This is a genomic window from Deinococcus sp. QL22 (genome assembly GCF_023370075.1).
Classification (GTDB): domain Bacteria; phylum Deinococcota; class Deinococci; order Deinococcales; family Deinococcaceae; genus Deinococcus.
On the sequence record NZ_CP097149.1, the window covers coordinates 2,053,725 to 2,069,767 of the forward strand.

Genomic DNA, 16,043 nt, shown 5'->3' on the forward strand with positions numbered 1-16,043 from the left:
CAAAAAAAGGGCCAGAACACCGGGCATTCCCCAGTTTCTGGCCCCCTTCTTCTTCGGGCTTAGCCCAGCACGACTTCAGCCCCAGCCGCAGCTTTGAGCTTTCCAGCTTTGTCAGTAGCCTCCCACGGGAAACCGTCGCGGCCAAAGTGACCGTAGGCGGCGGTCTGCGCGTAGATGGGGCGGCGCAAGTCCAGTTCGGCAATGATGGCCTGCGGGCGGGCGTCAAAGTGGGCAGCCACCAGCGCGGCCAGGGTTTCGTCAGATACTGTACCCGTGCCGTAGGTATCCACGCGCAGGCTGACCGGGTGGGCGCGGCCAATCGCGTAGGCCACCTCCACCAAAGCCCGCCGTGCCAGCCCCGCCGCCACGATGTTTTTGGCGATATAGCGGGCGTAATAGGCCGCACTCCGGTCTACTTTGGTGGGGTCTTTGCCGCTGAATGCGCCGCCGCCGTGTGGCACAGCCCCGCCGTAGGTATCCACGATAATTTTGCGGCCCGTGAGTCCGGTATCGCCGTGCGGCCCGCCGATCACAAAACGTCCACTGGGATTGATGAAAAACTTGGTGTCGGCGCTCAGCAACCCGGCAGGAATCACGGCGCGAATGACCTGTTCGATCATATCGGCGCGAATCTGCTCCTGCGACACGTGTTCATCGTGCTGCGTGCTGATGACAACCGTATCCACCAGCGTTTCGGTGGCGTCGTGCGGTTCGCCGTCGCGCACCACGGTTACCTGTGCTTTGGCGTCGGGACGCAGGTAGCCAAAGTGCAGGGCGGCGGTGTCGGCGTCGCTGAGGCTCTGGCCCTCTTGTAGTTCGGCCTGACGGGTCTGGGCCGCAATCGCCGCCTTCCGCAACTCGGCCAAACGGCGCGTCAGCTTGTGCGCCAAGGAAATCGGCAGCGGCATCAGCTCCGGCGTTTCGTCGGTGGCGTAGCCGAACATCAGACCCTGATCCCCGGCCCCAACCTTAGAAAAAGCGTTCTGGGGCAACTCGCGCTCGTCTGGCGTCATGGCCCGCCATTCCTCAGAGGTATCGACACCTTCCGCGATTTCGGGCGACTGTTCATGAATAGCCACCAGCACGGCGCTGTACTCGGCATCAAAACCGTAGTTGGCGCGGGTGTAGCCCACCTGCTTCACGGCTTCCCGCACCGTTTTTTGAATGTCGACGTGCGCGGTGGTGGCCCGCACCTCGCCCGCAACGACGGCCATGCCTGTGGTCACCAGCGTTTCCACAGCCACGCGACTTTCCGGCTCCATCCGCAGGAACTCATCCAGAATCGAGTCTGAAATAAAGTCTGCCAACTTGTCCGGGTGTCCTTCCGATACCGACTCCGACGTGTAAAACTTCCGCATACGTTCTCCTGACGGGGCGGGGGTGCGTCTCACAGAACTGAGGAAACTACCTGGAGAGGATGTCGCCTGCGGCCCCGCCCGGCCCGGCCTGCACGGTGGCAGCCCAGACGCCTTGCAGGGTAACGCAAGGTCAGGGGTCAGAACAGGGACGAATTTCGGGGGAACGGTGCGGGTCAGGAATGCGGGACGGTGGGAGGGCGTCTAAGGGCATAGGGTCTAAGTGGGGCAATTGCTGAGGCTGACTCGATTCTCTTCCTACCTGGCTTCGGCCTGCGCTGCTACCGCCGCTCCAATCCCCTGCGGTAACTCCCGCGCGACCCGTTCCAGTGTGCGCCCCGCCGCTGCCCGCACCATTTTCTCGAAGGCCGCGCCGCCCCAACCCTCGGCTTCTGGTGTGGCAAGGTGGGCCACAAAGTGAAAATGGAACCCGATCAGGCCCGCGCCGTCTGCCGAGGCTGTGCCGCTGACTTCTACCCAGGCCCGCTCGCCTGCAATGGGCTGGGGCGTCAGCGCTGCACCGTCTGGCCGCACTTGCAGCAGACTGAAAAACGGCAAATCCACCTCTCCCAGCACGGGCACAGGCACGATCAATTCACCGCGTACCCCTTCGGCATTGCCCGCCAAGCCGCGCAGGAAGCGCACCCGCGAGAGGGCCAACGCCGGATCGCGCACAAAAGCCAAAGCCGCCGCCTGCCCGTGCGGGTGGCTGAGGCTGAAGCTTTGCTGGGCTTCCAGAATCATGCTGGGGCCTTGTCAAGAGCGGTAGGCAGGCTCAATCCACCCACTCGATCACCACGCGGCCCGCTTGCATGGCGTCTTGCAGCTCGGTGTCGTTGGCACTGCGCAGGCGCGGCAGATGGGCAAAACGCGGCGTGGCCGAAGCGAAACCGAGGCGTACCACGATCTCGTCGCTCACGTCATCCTTGCCCATGCGCCACACCAGTTGCCCACCCAGCGACTCCAGATGCCGGGTGAGGTCTGCGGGAATGGGCGGGTCAGGCGCGTCCGTCATAGGCCCATTGTAAAGCGCCCGGCCCAATATGAACCGCACAAACCTCTCCCTAACGCGCGCCCCATTGCAGCCGGAGTGCGGGTGGGCTAAAACAAACAGCATGACTCCCCCCGAATTGCGCTGGCGCACCCTGGAAACTCGCGTGGGTCTGGACTCCTTGCCCGACTTCCACCGGGCGTTTCTGGCCTGGCGCGGTGTGGAGGGAGTGGCCGAGATGCCCCTGCGGCGGGTGGGCCAACGGGTGGAAGCCGAACTGAACCGCATGGTGCTGCAAGACCTGACCCGCAAGGACGACGACGACTGGGCGCTGGTTCCCGGCGCACTGGAGGGATTTGAAGCCGCCGCGCCGTTCCTGCCCGATGCCCCAGACAGCCTGCCCGTCTAAGTACTTTGGCTGGCTTTCCTCATATCTTCCCCACGCAAAGCTCATTCTCAGATAAACTCTTGGGCGTGAAAAAGTTCCTATTCGCTCTGGCCCTGCCCGCCTTGCTCGCATCCTGCGCTCCCAGCATGATGGGCAGTCAGGCCTATAACCCTGTCGCACTGGAAACCCCCTTTTCGACGGTGCGGGTTGCGCCCGGCCAAACTGTGTTCGTGCAAATCAAGTACCCCCGCGCCATGCTCGGGGTCAACGACAACCTCTTTGATGCCGTTACCATCAGCTTCGATCAGCGGACTGTCGGCGGGGATGTTTCTTCTCCTGAAGCCCGCGCGGACTGGCTGAAAATGACCGCCTCCGACTTGCCCAAGGGCGTGAATGTGGAGTTGACTCAGGCGTACCTGCTCAAAGATATTCGCCGGACTAAGGACAACTCGGTTAGCGTTGAAGTCAGCTACGCCGAGGTCGTGCGCGTGGTTCTGAAAGTTACGGCGGAACCGGGCGCAGAGTTAGGCCGCAACGTGGCGGAACTGAATTTTACGGGCAACGGCGTGGACGACAGCCAATTGCTTTCGCTTTCGGTTGAGAAGTAAGGCTTGGTCACTCAAGAGGTGTAACCGAGTAGACCACAACACAGAGACAGTCATTTTGCGCTGTCTCTGTGTTGTGGTCTAGTCCTGTGTGGCCTGCTCCTGCACAGTGTCTATGCTCCTCTTTGCTTCACTTCCTCCAGCACCAGCGCCGCGTCAGTCGCCGGATCAACGCCTTGCCAGTGCTGGGCAATCCGGCCTTGCGGGTCAATCAGAAACGTTTCGCGCCGGGCGACCTGCACTTCCTCACCGGGCACGAGGTCGTCTAGTACGCCAAATCGGCGGCTCACCGCATGGTCGCTGTCTGAAATCAGGGGAAATCCACCTTGCAGATATCCCGGAAGATGAGTTGCTGCTTGCGGGTATCGCTGCTGATACCCAACACAGACACGCCGTGCGCTGCAAATTCGCCGCTGAGTGCCTGATACCGCCGCGCCTGCATCTGGCAGTGGGTTGTGTTGGCGCGGGGAAAAAAGAAGATCACGCGCCAGCCGCTGCTGTTCTGGGCAAACTGGTAGGGCCGGTCTTGATCGGTTTGGGCGGTGAAGTCGGGTACGAGGTCGCCAGTGGTCAGAGACATACCTCCAGTGTAAGAACTCGGCTTTACCGTGGGATGACAAGTGTGTAGGAGAGAACAGAGGCCCACCTACGGCAGGTCACCGACCTTCCCCGATCAGGGGTTAAGGTGTGCGATTTTGGTGTCTGGTACGAATAAAATGGCTGAAACATCCTGCCGATGCCCGCACGGGTGTAACGTTGTCTTCGCAATCAGGGCCGGCGTCTCTGCTACGTTGTTAGGGTGATCAAAGACGACATGGCTATTCATGCCGGAGTTCCAGAAAAGGCCATCAAGGCTGCCCTCAAACAGTTTGACCTAGAGGCCGACCTGTCCGGCGTCACGTGGGATCTGGCCCGCAGCCGACCAGGACGCCCTACCAAGGTGTATTTCGAGGCAGAAGAGATGTCCCAGATTCAGGACGCCAAGAAAAAGCTAGAGCAGCTGCTCAACGACAGCGGGTTCGACCTGTACCCCTGAACGCCCTTTCACACAGTTATTGCCTGCCAGAGAGCAACGTCGTAAATCTTGACGTTGCTCTCTGCATGATTACGGGTCGGAGCAGAGGCTAGACCTTTTTCAAAAATGCGGCCTTCAGCACCAGCGTGCCGCGCCCATCTTTCACTTCTATGCTGTCTTCACTGTCAGTGACACGAATGCCTTTAAAGGTCTTGCCGCGTTTGAGGTCGGTGCCACCTTTCAGGTCTTTGATGACCATGACGCTGTCGCCGTCTTGCAGGGTGATGCCGTTGCTGTCTTTGAGGGTCATGGAAGCTCCTGGGGATGATCGTGTTTGAAACACACGGTGCGGGCCGCAGCATACGGGTCTGTGGTGTCCGAATGAACAAGCAGGAGCAGAGGAGTGTCCCGGTCAGGCCAGTTCGCTCCTCTGCCAGATGAGTTGTCCCTTACCGTTCGGCCAGCCACACGCCCAGATCGTCAGCCGACAGGGGCGGGGTGATGGCGTAGCCCTGTGCCGCGTCGCAGCCGAGTTCGCGCAGCACGCTCAGTTGTTCCTGCGTTTCTACACCTACTGCCGTCACGTGCAGGTTCAGTCGGTGCGCCAGATCAATGGTGGCCTGCACCAGTGTCAGGCTGCGTTCGTCGTTGGGCAGGCGGGCGGTGAGGGTCGGGTGCAGTTTCAGGCCGCTGAGGGGAAAACGGGTCAGAGCGGTGAGGCTGCTGGCTCCGTCGCCAAAGTCGTCTACGATCAGGCGTGCGCCGTGCGTCCGAAGTTGCTCCAGCAGGCCCAGGGTGTCCTGACTGTGATCGAGCAGGCTGCCCGCCGACACTTCTATGTCGGGTGCGCCTTGTTGGGCCAGTAAGGGCATCAGGTGCTCCAGGCCCGCGCTGCGCCGGAGTTCTTCAAGGCTCAGGTTCACACTGACGCGCCAGTCTATGTGCTTGGGCACACTGGCCCGGATAGCAGCGCGTCCCCGCAGGGCTTCCTGAACCACCCAGTCGCCCACCTGCATGATCAGGTCGCTGCGGCTTGCCAGCGGCAAAAAGCGGCTGGGGGCCAGTGTGCCCAGGGTGGGGTGCTGCCAGCGCAGGAGGGCTTCGGCGCTGAACGGCTGTCCGTCTTCCAGGCGCACAGCGGGCTGATACAGCAGCGTAAACTGCTCGCCCGCAATCGCGCCGCGCAGGGCGTCTTCCAGTTCGTAGGCCTCGGCCACGCTGGCCCGCAAGCCCGGATGAAAGGCGCTGGTCTGGGCGCGGCCCTGCCGTTTGGCGTGCTGCATGGCAATTTCGGCATCGGCCAGGGCGGCGTCAGCGGTCATGTCGGCGGGCAGGTGCGCTACACCCAGCGCAAAAGTCAGCGAGACGTCGCGGCGGCCCGACCTGAGCGGCAGTTGCAACGTCGCCTGAATCGCCTGCACCGCTCCCTCGGCACTGAGGTCGGGCAGGTGGGCGGCAAAAGTATCGTCGGCCAGGCGGGCGGCCAGTCCGCCGTGCAACCCCGCAAGGTCGTTCAGGCGGGCGGCCAACTGAATCAGCAGATGATCGCAGGCGGTGCGGCCCAGCGCGGCGTTCAGTGCGCCGAATCCGTCGGCATCGAGGCACACCACAGCGCCCGTTTTGGGAGTAGCTGCCGCCGCGAGGTGTTCGCGTAAGCCGGGACGGTTGGGCAGTCCGGTCAGGGCGTCGTGGCGGGCGTCGTGCTTCATTTTGGCCTGGGCGCGGCGCAGGGCGGTCAGGTCGCGCAGCACCAGCAGTGTGCCGGGTTTGCTGCCTTCTTCGACCCGCGTGGCCCGCACTTCCATATGGCGGGCCACCCCGTCTGGGCGCACCACCAGCAGTTCGCGGATCAGGGGTAGGTTCAGTGTTCGCAGGTCGGGAATAGAAATGGGATCGCCTTCCGGCGTGTGCAGACGCACTCCCAGTTCTCCCAGTACCCGCGACAGGCTCAGGTTCAGCAGCTTGGCGGCGTCCAGGCCCACCAGTTGGGCGGCCTGCTCGCTGACCAGTTGGGCGCGGCCCGCATGATCGAGCAAAATGGTGGCCGCGTCGCTGAGCGCCAAGACCTGCGCCACCACGCCAGAGGACGCCTGCAGGCCCGCTCCACGCCCGCTGAGGCCCGCCGCCACCAACAACCCCGGTGCCGTGCTGCGCCGCAGAGCAAGGGGTAAAGTCCCGCCCGACACGAGGGGAACGTCGCCGTTGGCCGCGCCGCCACTGGCTGCCACGCGCACCAGATCGCGCACCAGTTCCGAGGGCAAGTCGGCAAAACAGGGCCAAGTCCACAGCGGGGTTCCTAGGATGGCGGGCGCGGTGGCCGGAGCCAGATCAGACAGGCCCGTGCTGGCCGCCAAGACCGTTCCTGTGTCGGTGAGGAGGGCTAACGGCGTTTCCAGGCCGTCCAGCAATGCCGTCATCCGGGCCGCTTCCTGGCGCTCGCCGCTCACGTCCTGCACTGTCCACAGCACGCCTGCCGATGCGCCGCCAAAATAGGGCCGGGCCTCGCCGCGCAGCCACACGCCTGTGGCCGTACTCGCTGTAGAACCTGAGGCTGTAGGAACGCCACCTGTGCTGCCTGCTGCGGCGCCGCTCCGGTCAGGCACGACTGCGTATTCGTCGGCCAAATGGCTGGCCCGCCCCGACGCGGCAAGGGTGAGGCTCTGCACCAGGTCTTCTCGGCCCGGAAACACCGTCTGGAGCGGTTGCCCCACCACGTCTGGCCCATGAAAGCCGAACAGTTCCAGAAAGGTACGGCTGACCTGACGGAACACCAGATCGGCATTCAGCCACGCGGTGGGCGCGGGGAGCTGCGTGATCAGCATGTCGGCCTCGCGGTTGGCTCCCTCGGCACTGGCCGCCGACAGCAGCAGCGTCAAGACTTCTACTGCCCCTTCTGGTACTGCCGTTTCTTCGCTCCACAGCAGGCCCAACAGCGCCCCGTCCCGCGTCAGCCAGGACAACTGGCCTCGGTCTAACCAGGCGTCGGGTGGAATCAGTTCGCCACTGGGTGTCTCGAAGGGCGCGGCGTCGGCACGCACGCTCAGCACCTGCTTGCCCACAGAGGCAAGCAAAGTCGCTTCCGGCGCATGCACACGCAGCAGGTCACGCAGGGCGGTATAGAGGGCAGAAGTCGAAAGAGTCACGTTGGGCAATACCTCTGGAAAAGGGTGAGAATAAGGGGCGCAGCCTAGGGCAGACTGAGAACCGCTGTGGTGGCAGAACAGGCTGGAAGAAGCGGGCAGATTGGCGCAGTGACTCGGACACAGCCGGGGCAACAGCATCAACTTGTACCAAGAGTATCCAGCCAAAAGAAACCGATCAGGAAACCCGCTTCTGTAGGTGCATCTTTGCACGCCAGTTCTTACCGCATTCGTGCAAATGGCTCTGCGGTCTGCTACCCACCTTGGGGGGGATCAGGGAGCTATACAGGCTCAATTCAGGCCAATGCGCTCTCTGTCCTCACTGCATCTCCTCACCCCATGTTAGCTTTTTCTTGCTTAAAAATTGCGTTTTGACGGCTCTGTTTGGACAACTGTGTTTGGGTTGGACAACCATGTTTGGTGGCTGCGTCTGATTTTGTGGCGTGAGCGCTGGGGTTGAGGTCTCGCTTAGGGTTCAGGGGTACCGAGCAGGCCTGAAAGCGCCGCTGGGCCGCCAAGTGGCTACACTCTGGGCATCATGTCAGGTCAATCTGCGGAAGGCCGGGAGCTTGTGGGCCGAGAATTTCTGGTGCGGCGCAATGCGCTGTGGGCAATCTTGCGGGCGCTAGAGCCAGGAGTGGCGTTTGAGGAGGCACTCGCCGAACTGTCGGCCCTAATCGGCTGGAACCGTGCCCGCATTCTGGCTGGGCTGGGCCTATCAGAACAGGATTTGTCAGAACAAGATGTGCCTGACGCTAGAACTGATGCTGGCCCCCAACTATGAGCGCCGAAATCGTGCCCTTCGACTGGGGCCGGATGTTTCTGGGCGACGTGCCTCCACTGTTTTTACTGGAAATCGTCTTCCGCACCACCCTGATGTTCGTGTGGCTGATGCTGCTGCTCCGCATCACGGGCAAACGTGGTCTGGCGCAACTCAGCCCGCTGGAACTCGCCATCGTGATCGGGCTGGGGTCGGCGGCGGGCGATCCTATGTTTTATCCCGAAGTGCCGCTGCTGCACGCCATGCTCACTCTGGCGTTGGTGGTGGGATTGCAGCGACTGCTCACCTTTCTGGTCATTCGCAGCGAGCGGGTCGAAACCTTCGTAGAGGGTTTACCTGTGGAACTGGTGCGGGACGGCGTGGTCGTGCCACACGCGTTGGGCCGCGCCAATCTGAGCCGCGAAGACCTGTTCGAGCGCCTGCGGGGTCAGGGGGTGCGCCAACTCGGAGAAGTGCAGCGGGCCTACTTTGAGCAGGACGGTAACCTGACGGTGTTTACCCACAAACACAACCCGCCCCCCGGTCTTCAGGTGGTGCCGCCCTGGGATTTGCAGTGGCCCCTGACGCTGGATGTTGGTTTGCCCTACAGCGGGGTTGTGGCCTGCCTGCGCTGCGGCCATACGCTAGAGGTGTCTGGCCCGCTGCCCATCTGCCCGGCCTGTATAGACATTGGCATGGCCCAAACTATGCTCCGGAGTCACCAAGACAGCGCCCAAAGCAAAGGCTGGACGCCCGCTACGCTTGACCCGCTGGCGTCGGGTGGGGGCGGGGAGTCGGGTAGATCGGAGAAGGACGGCGGCGAAAAGGCAGCACAGGCCCAACCGGGAGGCCGGAGCTGAGGCTGACGGCGAGGGGGTATTGGGTACGGGATCTGGTGGGCGAGACTGAACCCAGAATCATCGCTCTTAATAAGTTGCCGTACAGTTAGCGATGCCTACACCCCCACAATCAAGCATAGAGTCTGCGATGACTCGAATAAAAACTTGGTTGCAGAGCGAAGTCCCAGAAATGCTGGAAGATCTGAATCCACCATTGACCGATCAAGAGAATGAATTTTTAGTGGAAGAAGGCATCGTACTTTCTGCCGAGTTGTTGCAACTGTACCGACTGCACAACGGGCAGGCCGGGAAGACAAGTAGCATCTTCGGCGGCTATGAGTTCATGGATTGCTGGCTCATCATTCAAGAGCATACGATGGCCACAGATTTTTCATCAGATAAAACGATGGATCTTTACGTTCAATCGTTTGAGGGAGACAAGATCGTTAAAGTCTTCCCTCATCCCGGCAGGATCGCCTTTGCCGGGCCGGGTGGAACCTATTTGGCCGTAGATTTAGCTCCAGCATCCAAGGGAATCTCTGGGCAAGTCATCAACTGCGGGCGAGACGATCAGGTGATGTACGTCTTGGCCGACAGCTTAGGCGAATTCTTAACTCTCTACGCCGATATGCTGGAGAGCGGAGTGATAGAAGTAATAAATGATCCCGATTTAGGAAACAGATTGGACTCGCCCCACCACGACAATCTGATTTCACTCTTTTTGGCTTGGAAATCGAAAGGATCAGCAGCTTCTTAGCCCCGAATCCCGATCAGTGCATACGCCGCCAGCGCCAATTTTTCGCGGAGCAGATAGCTGGTGCTGACGTTGGCGCTTAGCGGGCTGGCACTGGCATTGGCTTGGAAGCCCAGCGCGCGGGCAAGGGCCAAAGCACGGGGCGCGTGGGCCTCATCGGTGACGAGAGTAATGGGCGTGTGAGGCGGCAAATATACGCGGGCGTTACGCAAATTTTCTATTGTTGTGCGGCTGCGCGTTTCGGCCAGAACCCGTGCCGCCGGAATGCCCAGGCGGGTCAGGTAGCTGCGGCCTACTTCGCCCTCGGTGTGGGGATCGCCCGGACGCCTGCCACCCGTGACCACGATGGTTTGCACGCCGCCCGCCCGGTACAGCGCGAGGGCATGATCGAGCCTGCGCTGAAAGGCGGGGCTGGGTTTGCCTGCATATTGTGCGGCCCCAAGCACCACTACCGCCGCGTAAGGCTGCTGTGGGTGCGGTACACGCGGCCCCGGCAGCAACAAAAACCCCAATGCCAGCAAACTGACGACAGCCAGCGGCAGAAGGGTCAGAGTGGAGCCACGCGAGCGCATAGGGCCGCAGCCTAGCATGAAGGAAAACATAAGGGAGTGGGCGGGGTACACGTGAAAAAGGCGCTGAGCCGGGGCTTGACAAGCGGAGTGCGGCCTCTTTACACGCCTCGCCGCTGTGCTAGGCTCGCCCGCAAGTTCCCATCATTTCCTCAGGGAGCGCCCCCAAACCAACATGCCCAAAACCCCAGCAACCAACACTCTGGTGATCGTCGAATCGCCCGCCAAGGCCCGCACCATCGAAAAGTATCTCGGCAAGGGATACTCGGTGGAGTCGAGCATCGGTCATATTCGTGATCTGCCCAAAAGCGCCGCCGACATTCCCGAAAAGTACAAGGGCAAGGCGTGGGCCAGACTGGGACTGGACATAGAAGACGACTTCCGGCCCCTCTATGTGGTGTCGCCGGACAAGCGGGCGCATGTGGCCAAGCTGCGCAAGATGGCGAGCGAGGCCGACGAGATTATTCTGGCCACAGACGATGACCGCGAGGGCGAAAGCATCGCGTGGCACCTGTTTCAGGAACTGAAGCCTAAGGTGCCGGTCAAGCGCATGGTCTTTCACGAGATCACCAAAGAGGCGATTCTGGCGGCCATTGCCAACCCACGCTCTATAGATACCAATCTGGTAGAAGCCCAGGAAACACGCCGCGCCCTGGATCGCCTGTACGGCTACGAAGTCTCGCCGGTACTGTGGAAAAAGGTGGCCCCCAAGCTCAGCGCGGGCCGCGTCCAGTCGGTGGCGACCCGGATGTTGGTAGAGCGGGAGCGGGAGCGGATGCGTTTCGTGAGTGCGTCGTGGTGGGATTTGTTGGTCACGGCCCAGACCGCTGACGGCGCGACCTTTCCCGCCCGCCTGACCGATGTGGGCGGCGTGCGCCTCGCTACCGGCAAAGACTTCGACCCGTTGACAGGCAAGTTGAAGCCCGATTCCGGCGTACTGCAACTGGATGAAGCCCGCGCCGTAGCGTTGGCCGATGCCCTGAAGGGCCAGACCCTCACCGTCGCCTCTGCCGACGAAAAACCGTTTACGCAAAAACCTTACCCGCCATTTATTACTTCCACTTTGCAGCAGGAAGGCAGCCGCAAGCTGGGCTTTGCCGCCACGCGCACCATGCGGGCCGCGCAACGCCTGTATGAGGGCGGCTACATCACCTATATGCGTACCGATTCCACCAACCTGTCGGGTGAGGCAGTGTCGGCGGCCCGCGCACAGGTGAAGGAAATGTACGGCCCGGACTACCTGAGTCCTCAGCCCCGCGTGTATTCCAAGAAGGCCAAAAACGCGCAAGAAGCCCATGAAGCGGTGCGGCCCGCCGGAAGCACCTTCCGTACGCCCGACCAACTGAGGACGGAACTGAGCGGCGACGAATGGCGCTTGTACGACCTAATCTGGAAGCGCACGGTGGCCTGTCAGATGGCTGATGCACGGGGCCGGGGCCTGCGTGTGCGCCTGATTGGGCAGGCTTTAGGCGATGACGTAACCCTGAGTGCATCGGGCCGCACCATCGATTTCCCCGGCTTCCTGCGGGCCTACGTGGAAGGCAGCGATGACCCCGCCGCCGCCCTCGAAGACCGCGAAACGCCCCTGCCCCCGCTGAAGGCCGGGCAAACCGTGACCGGGCAAGCCGCCAAGCCCGAAGGCCACGACACCCAGCCCCCCGCCCGGTACACCGAAGCCAGCCTCGTGCAGTCGCTGGAGGGTGCAGGCATCGGGCGTCCGAGTACGTATGCCAGCATTCTGGGCACCATTCAAGATCGGGGCTACGCGGCCAAAAAGGGTCAGGCGCTCGTGCCCTCCTGGACGGCTTTTGCCACGTCTGCGCTGCTGGAACATCACTTTGGCAAGCTGGTGGATTACGACTTTACCGCCCGCATGGAAGAAGATCTGGACGACATCGCGGGTGGGCGGGCACAGCGCGTGCCCTACCTGCGCCGCTTCTTTTTAGGCGACAATGGCGAAGGCATGGCGCTGCGGCCCCTGATCGAGCAGCAGATGGGCGAGATTGATGCACGCGGCATTGCCACCATCCGCATTCCCAAACTGGAAGGCACGGGCATAGAGGTGCGCGTGGGGCGCTACGGCGCTTACATGCAACTGGGCGAGCAGAAGGCCAACCTGCCCGAAGGTATGGCCCCCGATGAACTGACCGCCGAACTGGCCGCCGACATCCTGAGCCGCCCCAGTGGAGACCGCGTGATCGGCACCGACGAGGCCAGCGGGCATCCGGTGGTGGCCCGCGCTGGGCGCTACGGCCCGTATGTCACGCTGGGTGAGGGCAATCCACCCGTTCGCACGGCCAGCCTGTTTCCCGGCGACGATTTAGCCGAATTGACGCTGGAGCGGGCGCTGAGGCTGCTCAGCCTGCCCCGCCTGGTGGGCACATCCGAGGGCGAGGAAGTCTGGGCCTTCAACGGCAAATACGGCCCGTACCTGAAGCGCGACAACGACAGCCGCAGCCTCACCAACCACGAGCAACTGTTTACGGTGGGCATCATGGAAGCCGAGGCGCTGTTTATGCAGCCGCGTTTCCGGGCGCGTGGGGTGGCTGCCGCGCCGCTGCAAACCTTTGAATTCGAGGGCCGCGCCCCCATCTTGCTCAAGTCGGGCCGCTTTGGGCCGTACCTGACCGATGGCGAGCGCAACGCCACGCTCCGCAAAGGGGAAGAAGAGGATACCCTGACCGCCGAACGCGCCCTGGAAATCCTGGAAGAACGGGGCAAGGAGCCGAAAGGCAAGCCCGCCAAACCTGCTAAAAGGGCGGCTGGAACGGCCAAAGCGGGAGCGAAAAAGGCAGCTTCGGCTCCCAAAAAAGCTCCGACTAAGGCCAGTGCAATCAAGACGGCGGCCACCAAAAAAGCGCCAGCCAAGAAGCCTGCTTCAAAAGCTGCTGCGGCCAAAGCACCCACCAAAACTCCGCTCACTTGGGCCGAGCTCAAGCCCCATTTGGCAGTTCTCAGCGAACAGGAACGCCAACTGGTCACGGCAACCCGTGAGCGCGGCGAAAAGGTAGAGGACATTGCGCCCACGCTGGGGCTGGATGTGAAGAAGGCTAAAGGCATGGCGCTTCAGGCCAGCAAGAAGCTGAATCAGGCGGCGCGGGCCGAGTAAGGCAGGCTGCTGAGTGCCGTCCCGCGCCCACCCCGAAGCGCCGCCGCCGCTGAATCTGGCCCGACTTGCAGCGGGTGCGCCCGGAACCTGGGTCACGCTGCCGGGGGCCGAGGTGCGCGTGCTGGCACTGGACGCCAAGCAAACTGGCCTCCGAGCGTCGGGTTGGCTGGTCTGCCTGACCGGAGAAGCTCTGATCGACCTCTCGGAAGGCGATTTTGTGCGTCTGCGGGCCAGTGAAGCCCACCGCCTGACGCCCGCAGATGACTGGGAAGCCCTGCCCGTCAAGGCCGCAACGGTGCTGATGCTGGTACCGGACGAGAGCGGGCGCTAGAGACGCAAGCATATTTCCGACCACATCGCACTCTCTACGTCCGCCCAAGGGACATTCACAGCCCCCGCCCGGTGCTAGCGTAGGGCTATGACGGCCCCAGTTGTCTCCACTCCATCCATCCTCACTGCGCCCACCCCTGACGCGGCCCGGTTTGCGGTGCTGGACAAGGCCGCACGGGGCGAGCGCCTGAACGCCGAAGAAATCGAGTCGTTGTACCACCTACCCCTGCCCGATGTGGCGGCGGTGGCCCACGAATTGCGCCTGACCCGCCGCGACCCCGACACGGTCACGTTCCTGATCGACCGGAATATCAACTACACCAACATCTGCAACGTGGGCTGCAACTTCTGCGCCTTTTACCGAACGGGCCGCCAGAAAGACAGCTATACACTGGATTACGAGGCCATCAGTGCCAAGATTCGGGAACTGGAAGCGGTGAACGGCACGCGCATTTTGCTGCAAGGCGGCGTGAACCCGGAATTGGGATTGGACTATTACCTGGGCCTGTTGCGCCACGTCAAGGCCCACCACCCCAGCATCCGTATAGACGCCTTTTCGCCCGAAGAAGTGCTGTTTATGGAGAAAAACTTCGGACTTGATCTGAATACGTTGCTGAATACGCTGATCGAGGCTGGACTGGATGGCTTGCCCGGTGCAGGCGGCGAAATTCTGGAAGATGAAGTGCGGGCCAAAGCCGCGCCTGCCCGGATTCGCAGCGCCGATTGGTTCCGCATTCTGGACGCGGCGCAGCAAAAAGGCCTGTACACGATTTCCACGATGGTCATCGGCTTTGGCGAAACCTATGCCCAGCGCACCCGCCACCTGCTTAAAATCCGCGACCAGCAGGACAAGGCGCAGGCGGCCTACGGCGGCAACGGTTTCAGCGGGTTTGCCATGTGGACGCTGCAAACCGAGCATACCCGGCTGCACGGCAAGGCTCCGGGGGCTACGGCGCACGAGTATTTGCAGCAACTTGCCATCGCCCGAATCGCGCTCGACAACATCGTGAATATTCAGGCGTCGTGGCCCGCGCAGGGCTTTAAAGTGGCGCAGGCGGCCCTGTATTACGGCGCAAACGACCTCGGTTCCACCATGCTGGAAGAAAATGTAGTCAGCGCGGCGGGTGGGCACGGGCGGCACCATGCCACCGTGCGCGAACTGATCCGCATCGCTGTAGACGCTGGGTTCGACCCCGCCATTCGCAACAGCCGCTTTCAGATCATCGATTGGCCTGATGTGGCCGCCGTGCTGAACCGCGCCGACGCCAACCCGGAAGCGGCGCGGGCTGTAGGCGCTTCAGACTGAACAACTTGAGATTCCTCAAGCCTCTGCTCTAGCCTTTCAGTCCTTTGACACCTAACTTGCAGTCACAATAGAGTTTATGTCGCCCCTCGTCTTTGTCGCCTGTGAAAGCTACGGCAAGGGTGCATGGCGTCTGGAAGCGCATTTTCACCTCGCGGCAGTGCAGGACTTTCTGATTGTGCTGGCTTCGGCGGGCATCGCTGGGCGCGGCCATCCCCCCGACCTCAGCGTCTCGCTGGAGGCCGAACTCCTGTTCGAAGAGGAAGTGATTGCCGCGCCGACCTACTTTGCCGCCTCTGAACTGGGCCGGTTGCTGGGCCACGCGCCGCCCGAACTCGCCGCCCAATTCCGGGCATGGCACGCCCTGACCCGTGCATTTGAGGGGATGGCCCGCCCCGCGAGGCTGATCGTGTGGCAGATCGAATGAGACGGGCGATCTACGATTCCCGAACATCCGCAACGCCACCACATGTTCATCCATCTTCGTTCACCCGTCCTTTTTGCTTCTGCTTCCAATCGGATTCGTCTTCGACACAAGGCAATTTTTTATGAGTGCCCTCGTCTTCGCCGTCTGTGAGGCCCGAATGGGGGACAGTTGGTACGAGGTGGCAAGCTTTGAGCATGGCTCAGGCCGTCATCTGCTTGCCCTCTTGGATGAAGGAATGCTGTCTGGGCGCGGCTGGCCACCAGAGTCGGGGATGAGTGCACGTGCTGGGCAGCAAGAAGCCGGGGCCTTCGGAGCGACGTTCATCACGGAGCCGGAGCTGGCGGCGCTGGCCGCAGCAGACGATGACCCCATCACGCTCCCTGCATGGCAAGCCTTCGCCCGCGTGTATGAGGACGCGGGCGCGGCGGTGCGGGTAGTCATTTGGTTTTTGTAGCCTG

General features: G+C 62.2%; 17 protein-coding genes and 1 pseudogene. 11 read left to right on the plus strand and 7 right to left on the minus strand.

The features are described 5' to 3' along the window. Nucleotides 1-59 precede the first annotated feature (59 nt). The 3 genes from metK to M1R55_RS10285 all read right to left on the minus strand — a co-directional run bounded on the left by metK (nucleotide 60) and on the right by M1R55_RS10285 (nucleotide 2,370). Nucleotides 60-1,358 carry a methionine adenosyltransferase gene (gene metK, locus M1R55_RS10275; RefSeq protein WP_249391681.1) on the minus strand — a complete coding sequence of 433 codons (1,299 nt, stop codon included), beginning with the start codon at nucleotides 1,356-1,358 and terminating at the stop codon, nucleotides 60-62. Nucleotides 1,359-1,613: 255 nt separating this feature from the next. Then, nucleotides 1,614-2,099, minus strand: a complete 486-nt coding sequence (locus tag M1R55_RS10280; RefSeq protein ID WP_249391682.1) for a DUF3809 domain-containing protein — start codon at nucleotides 2,097-2,099, stop codon at nucleotides 1,614-1,616. Between the two features lie 31 nt (nucleotides 2,100-2,130). Continuing rightward, complete coding sequence (locus M1R55_RS10285; RefSeq protein ID WP_064015273.1) at nucleotides 2,131-2,370, minus strand: DUF3248 domain-containing protein; 240 nt, start codon at nucleotides 2,368-2,370, stop codon at nucleotides 2,131-2,133. A 100-nt stretch (nucleotides 2,371-2,470) separates the two neighbouring features. Here M1R55_RS10285 and M1R55_RS10290 point away from each other — a divergent pair, with 100 nt between their 5' ends. After that, nucleotides 2,471-2,755: a hypothetical protein gene (locus M1R55_RS10290; protein ID WP_249391683.1), complete on the plus strand. Its 285-nt coding sequence runs from the start codon at nucleotides 2,471-2,473 to the stop codon at nucleotides 2,753-2,755. Nucleotides 2,756-2,820: 65 nt separating this feature from the next. After that, complete coding sequence (locus M1R55_RS10295; RefSeq protein ID WP_249391684.1) at nucleotides 2,821-3,342, plus strand: hypothetical protein; 522 nt, start codon at nucleotides 2,821-2,823, stop codon at nucleotides 3,340-3,342. A 110-nt stretch (nucleotides 3,343-3,452) separates the two neighbouring features. On the opposite strand, the pseudogene M1R55_RS32085 reads toward M1R55_RS10295, so the two are convergent. Beyond that, nucleotides 3,453-3,919 (minus strand): annotated as a pseudogene (locus tag M1R55_RS32085) (peroxiredoxin). 219 nt (nucleotides 3,920-4,138) lie between these two features. Here M1R55_RS32085 and M1R55_RS10305 point away from each other — a divergent pair. Next, entirely contained in the window at nucleotides 4,139-4,375 is a 237-nt protein-coding gene (locus M1R55_RS10305; RefSeq protein WP_019010241.1) for a hypothetical protein, read from the plus strand. Between the two features lie 88 nt (nucleotides 4,376-4,463). Here M1R55_RS10305 and M1R55_RS10310 read toward each other — a convergent pair whose 3' ends face one another. Both M1R55_RS10310 and M1R55_RS10315 read right to left on the minus strand, forming a co-directional pair. Then, nucleotides 4,464-4,664 carry a PhnA domain-containing protein gene (locus M1R55_RS10310; RefSeq protein WP_249391685.1) on the minus strand — a complete coding sequence of 67 codons (201 nt, stop codon included), beginning with the start codon at nucleotides 4,662-4,664 and terminating at the stop codon, nucleotides 4,464-4,466. 139 nt (nucleotides 4,665-4,803) lie between these two features. After that, nucleotides 4,804-7,497, minus strand: a complete 2,694-nt coding sequence (locus tag M1R55_RS10315; protein ID WP_249391686.1) for an EAL domain-containing protein — start codon at nucleotides 7,495-7,497, stop codon at nucleotides 4,804-4,806. Nucleotides 7,498-8,032: 535 nt separating this feature from the next. Here M1R55_RS10315 and M1R55_RS10320 point away from each other — a divergent pair. The 3 genes from M1R55_RS10320 (at nucleotide 8,033) to M1R55_RS10330 (ending at nucleotide 9,850) form a co-directional block, all read left to right on the plus strand. Further along, the gene (locus tag M1R55_RS10320) at nucleotides 8,033-8,278 is read left to right on the plus strand and encodes a hypothetical protein (RefSeq protein ID WP_249391687.1); all 246 of its coding nucleotides are present in this window, start codon (nucleotides 8,033-8,035) and stop codon (nucleotides 8,276-8,278) included. Beyond that, the gene (locus tag M1R55_RS10325; protein WP_249391688.1) at nucleotides 8,275-9,114 is read left to right on the plus strand and encodes a DUF421 domain-containing protein; all 840 of its coding nucleotides are present in this window, start codon (nucleotides 8,275-8,277) and stop codon (nucleotides 9,112-9,114) included. The genes M1R55_RS10320 and M1R55_RS10325 overlap by 4 nt, the downstream gene beginning before the upstream one ends. A 127-nt stretch (nucleotides 9,115-9,241) precedes the next feature. Beyond that, nucleotides 9,242-9,850 (plus strand): SMI1/KNR4 family protein, encoded by a 609-nt coding sequence (locus M1R55_RS10330; RefSeq protein ID WP_249391689.1) that lies wholly within the window; start codon nucleotides 9,242-9,244, stop codon nucleotides 9,848-9,850. On the opposite strand, the gene M1R55_RS10335 is transcribed toward M1R55_RS10330, so the two are convergent. Beyond that, nucleotides 9,847-10,419: a YdcF family protein gene (locus M1R55_RS10335; protein WP_249391690.1), complete on the minus strand. Its 573-nt coding sequence runs from the start codon at nucleotides 10,417-10,419 to the stop codon at nucleotides 9,847-9,849. The genes M1R55_RS10330 and M1R55_RS10335 overlap by 4 nt on opposite strands. Before the next feature lie 172 nt (nucleotides 10,420-10,591). Here M1R55_RS10335 and topA point away from each other — a divergent pair, with 172 nt between their 5' ends. The 5 genes from topA to M1R55_RS10360 all read left to right on the plus strand — a co-directional run bounded on the left by topA (nucleotide 10,592) and on the right by M1R55_RS10360 (nucleotide 16,039). Next, nucleotides 10,592-13,525 (plus strand): type I DNA topoisomerase, encoded by a 2,934-nt coding sequence (topA, locus tag M1R55_RS10340; RefSeq protein WP_249391691.1) that lies wholly within the window; start codon nucleotides 10,592-10,594, stop codon nucleotides 13,523-13,525. A gap of 13 nt (nucleotides 13,526-13,538) precedes the next feature. After that, on the plus strand, nucleotides 13,539-13,856 hold the full coding sequence (locus M1R55_RS10345; RefSeq protein WP_249391692.1) for a hypothetical protein: 318 nt from the start codon (nucleotides 13,539-13,541) through the stop codon (nucleotides 13,854-13,856). Between the two features lie 87 nt (nucleotides 13,857-13,943). Further along, entirely contained in the window at nucleotides 13,944-15,161 is a 1,218-nt protein-coding gene (gene mqnC, locus M1R55_RS10350) for a cyclic dehypoxanthinyl futalosine synthase (protein WP_249391693.1), read from the plus strand. 76 nt (nucleotides 15,162-15,237) lie between these two features. Then, nucleotides 15,238-15,585, plus strand: a complete 348-nt coding sequence (locus tag M1R55_RS10355; protein WP_249391694.1) for a hypothetical protein — start codon at nucleotides 15,238-15,240, stop codon at nucleotides 15,583-15,585. A gap of 121 nt (nucleotides 15,586-15,706) precedes the next feature. Next, a complete protein-coding gene (locus tag M1R55_RS10360; protein ID WP_249391695.1) occupies nucleotides 15,707-16,039 on the plus strand; it encodes a hypothetical protein in 333 nt (110 codons plus the stop codon). Nucleotides 16,040-16,043: the final 4 nt, after the last annotated feature.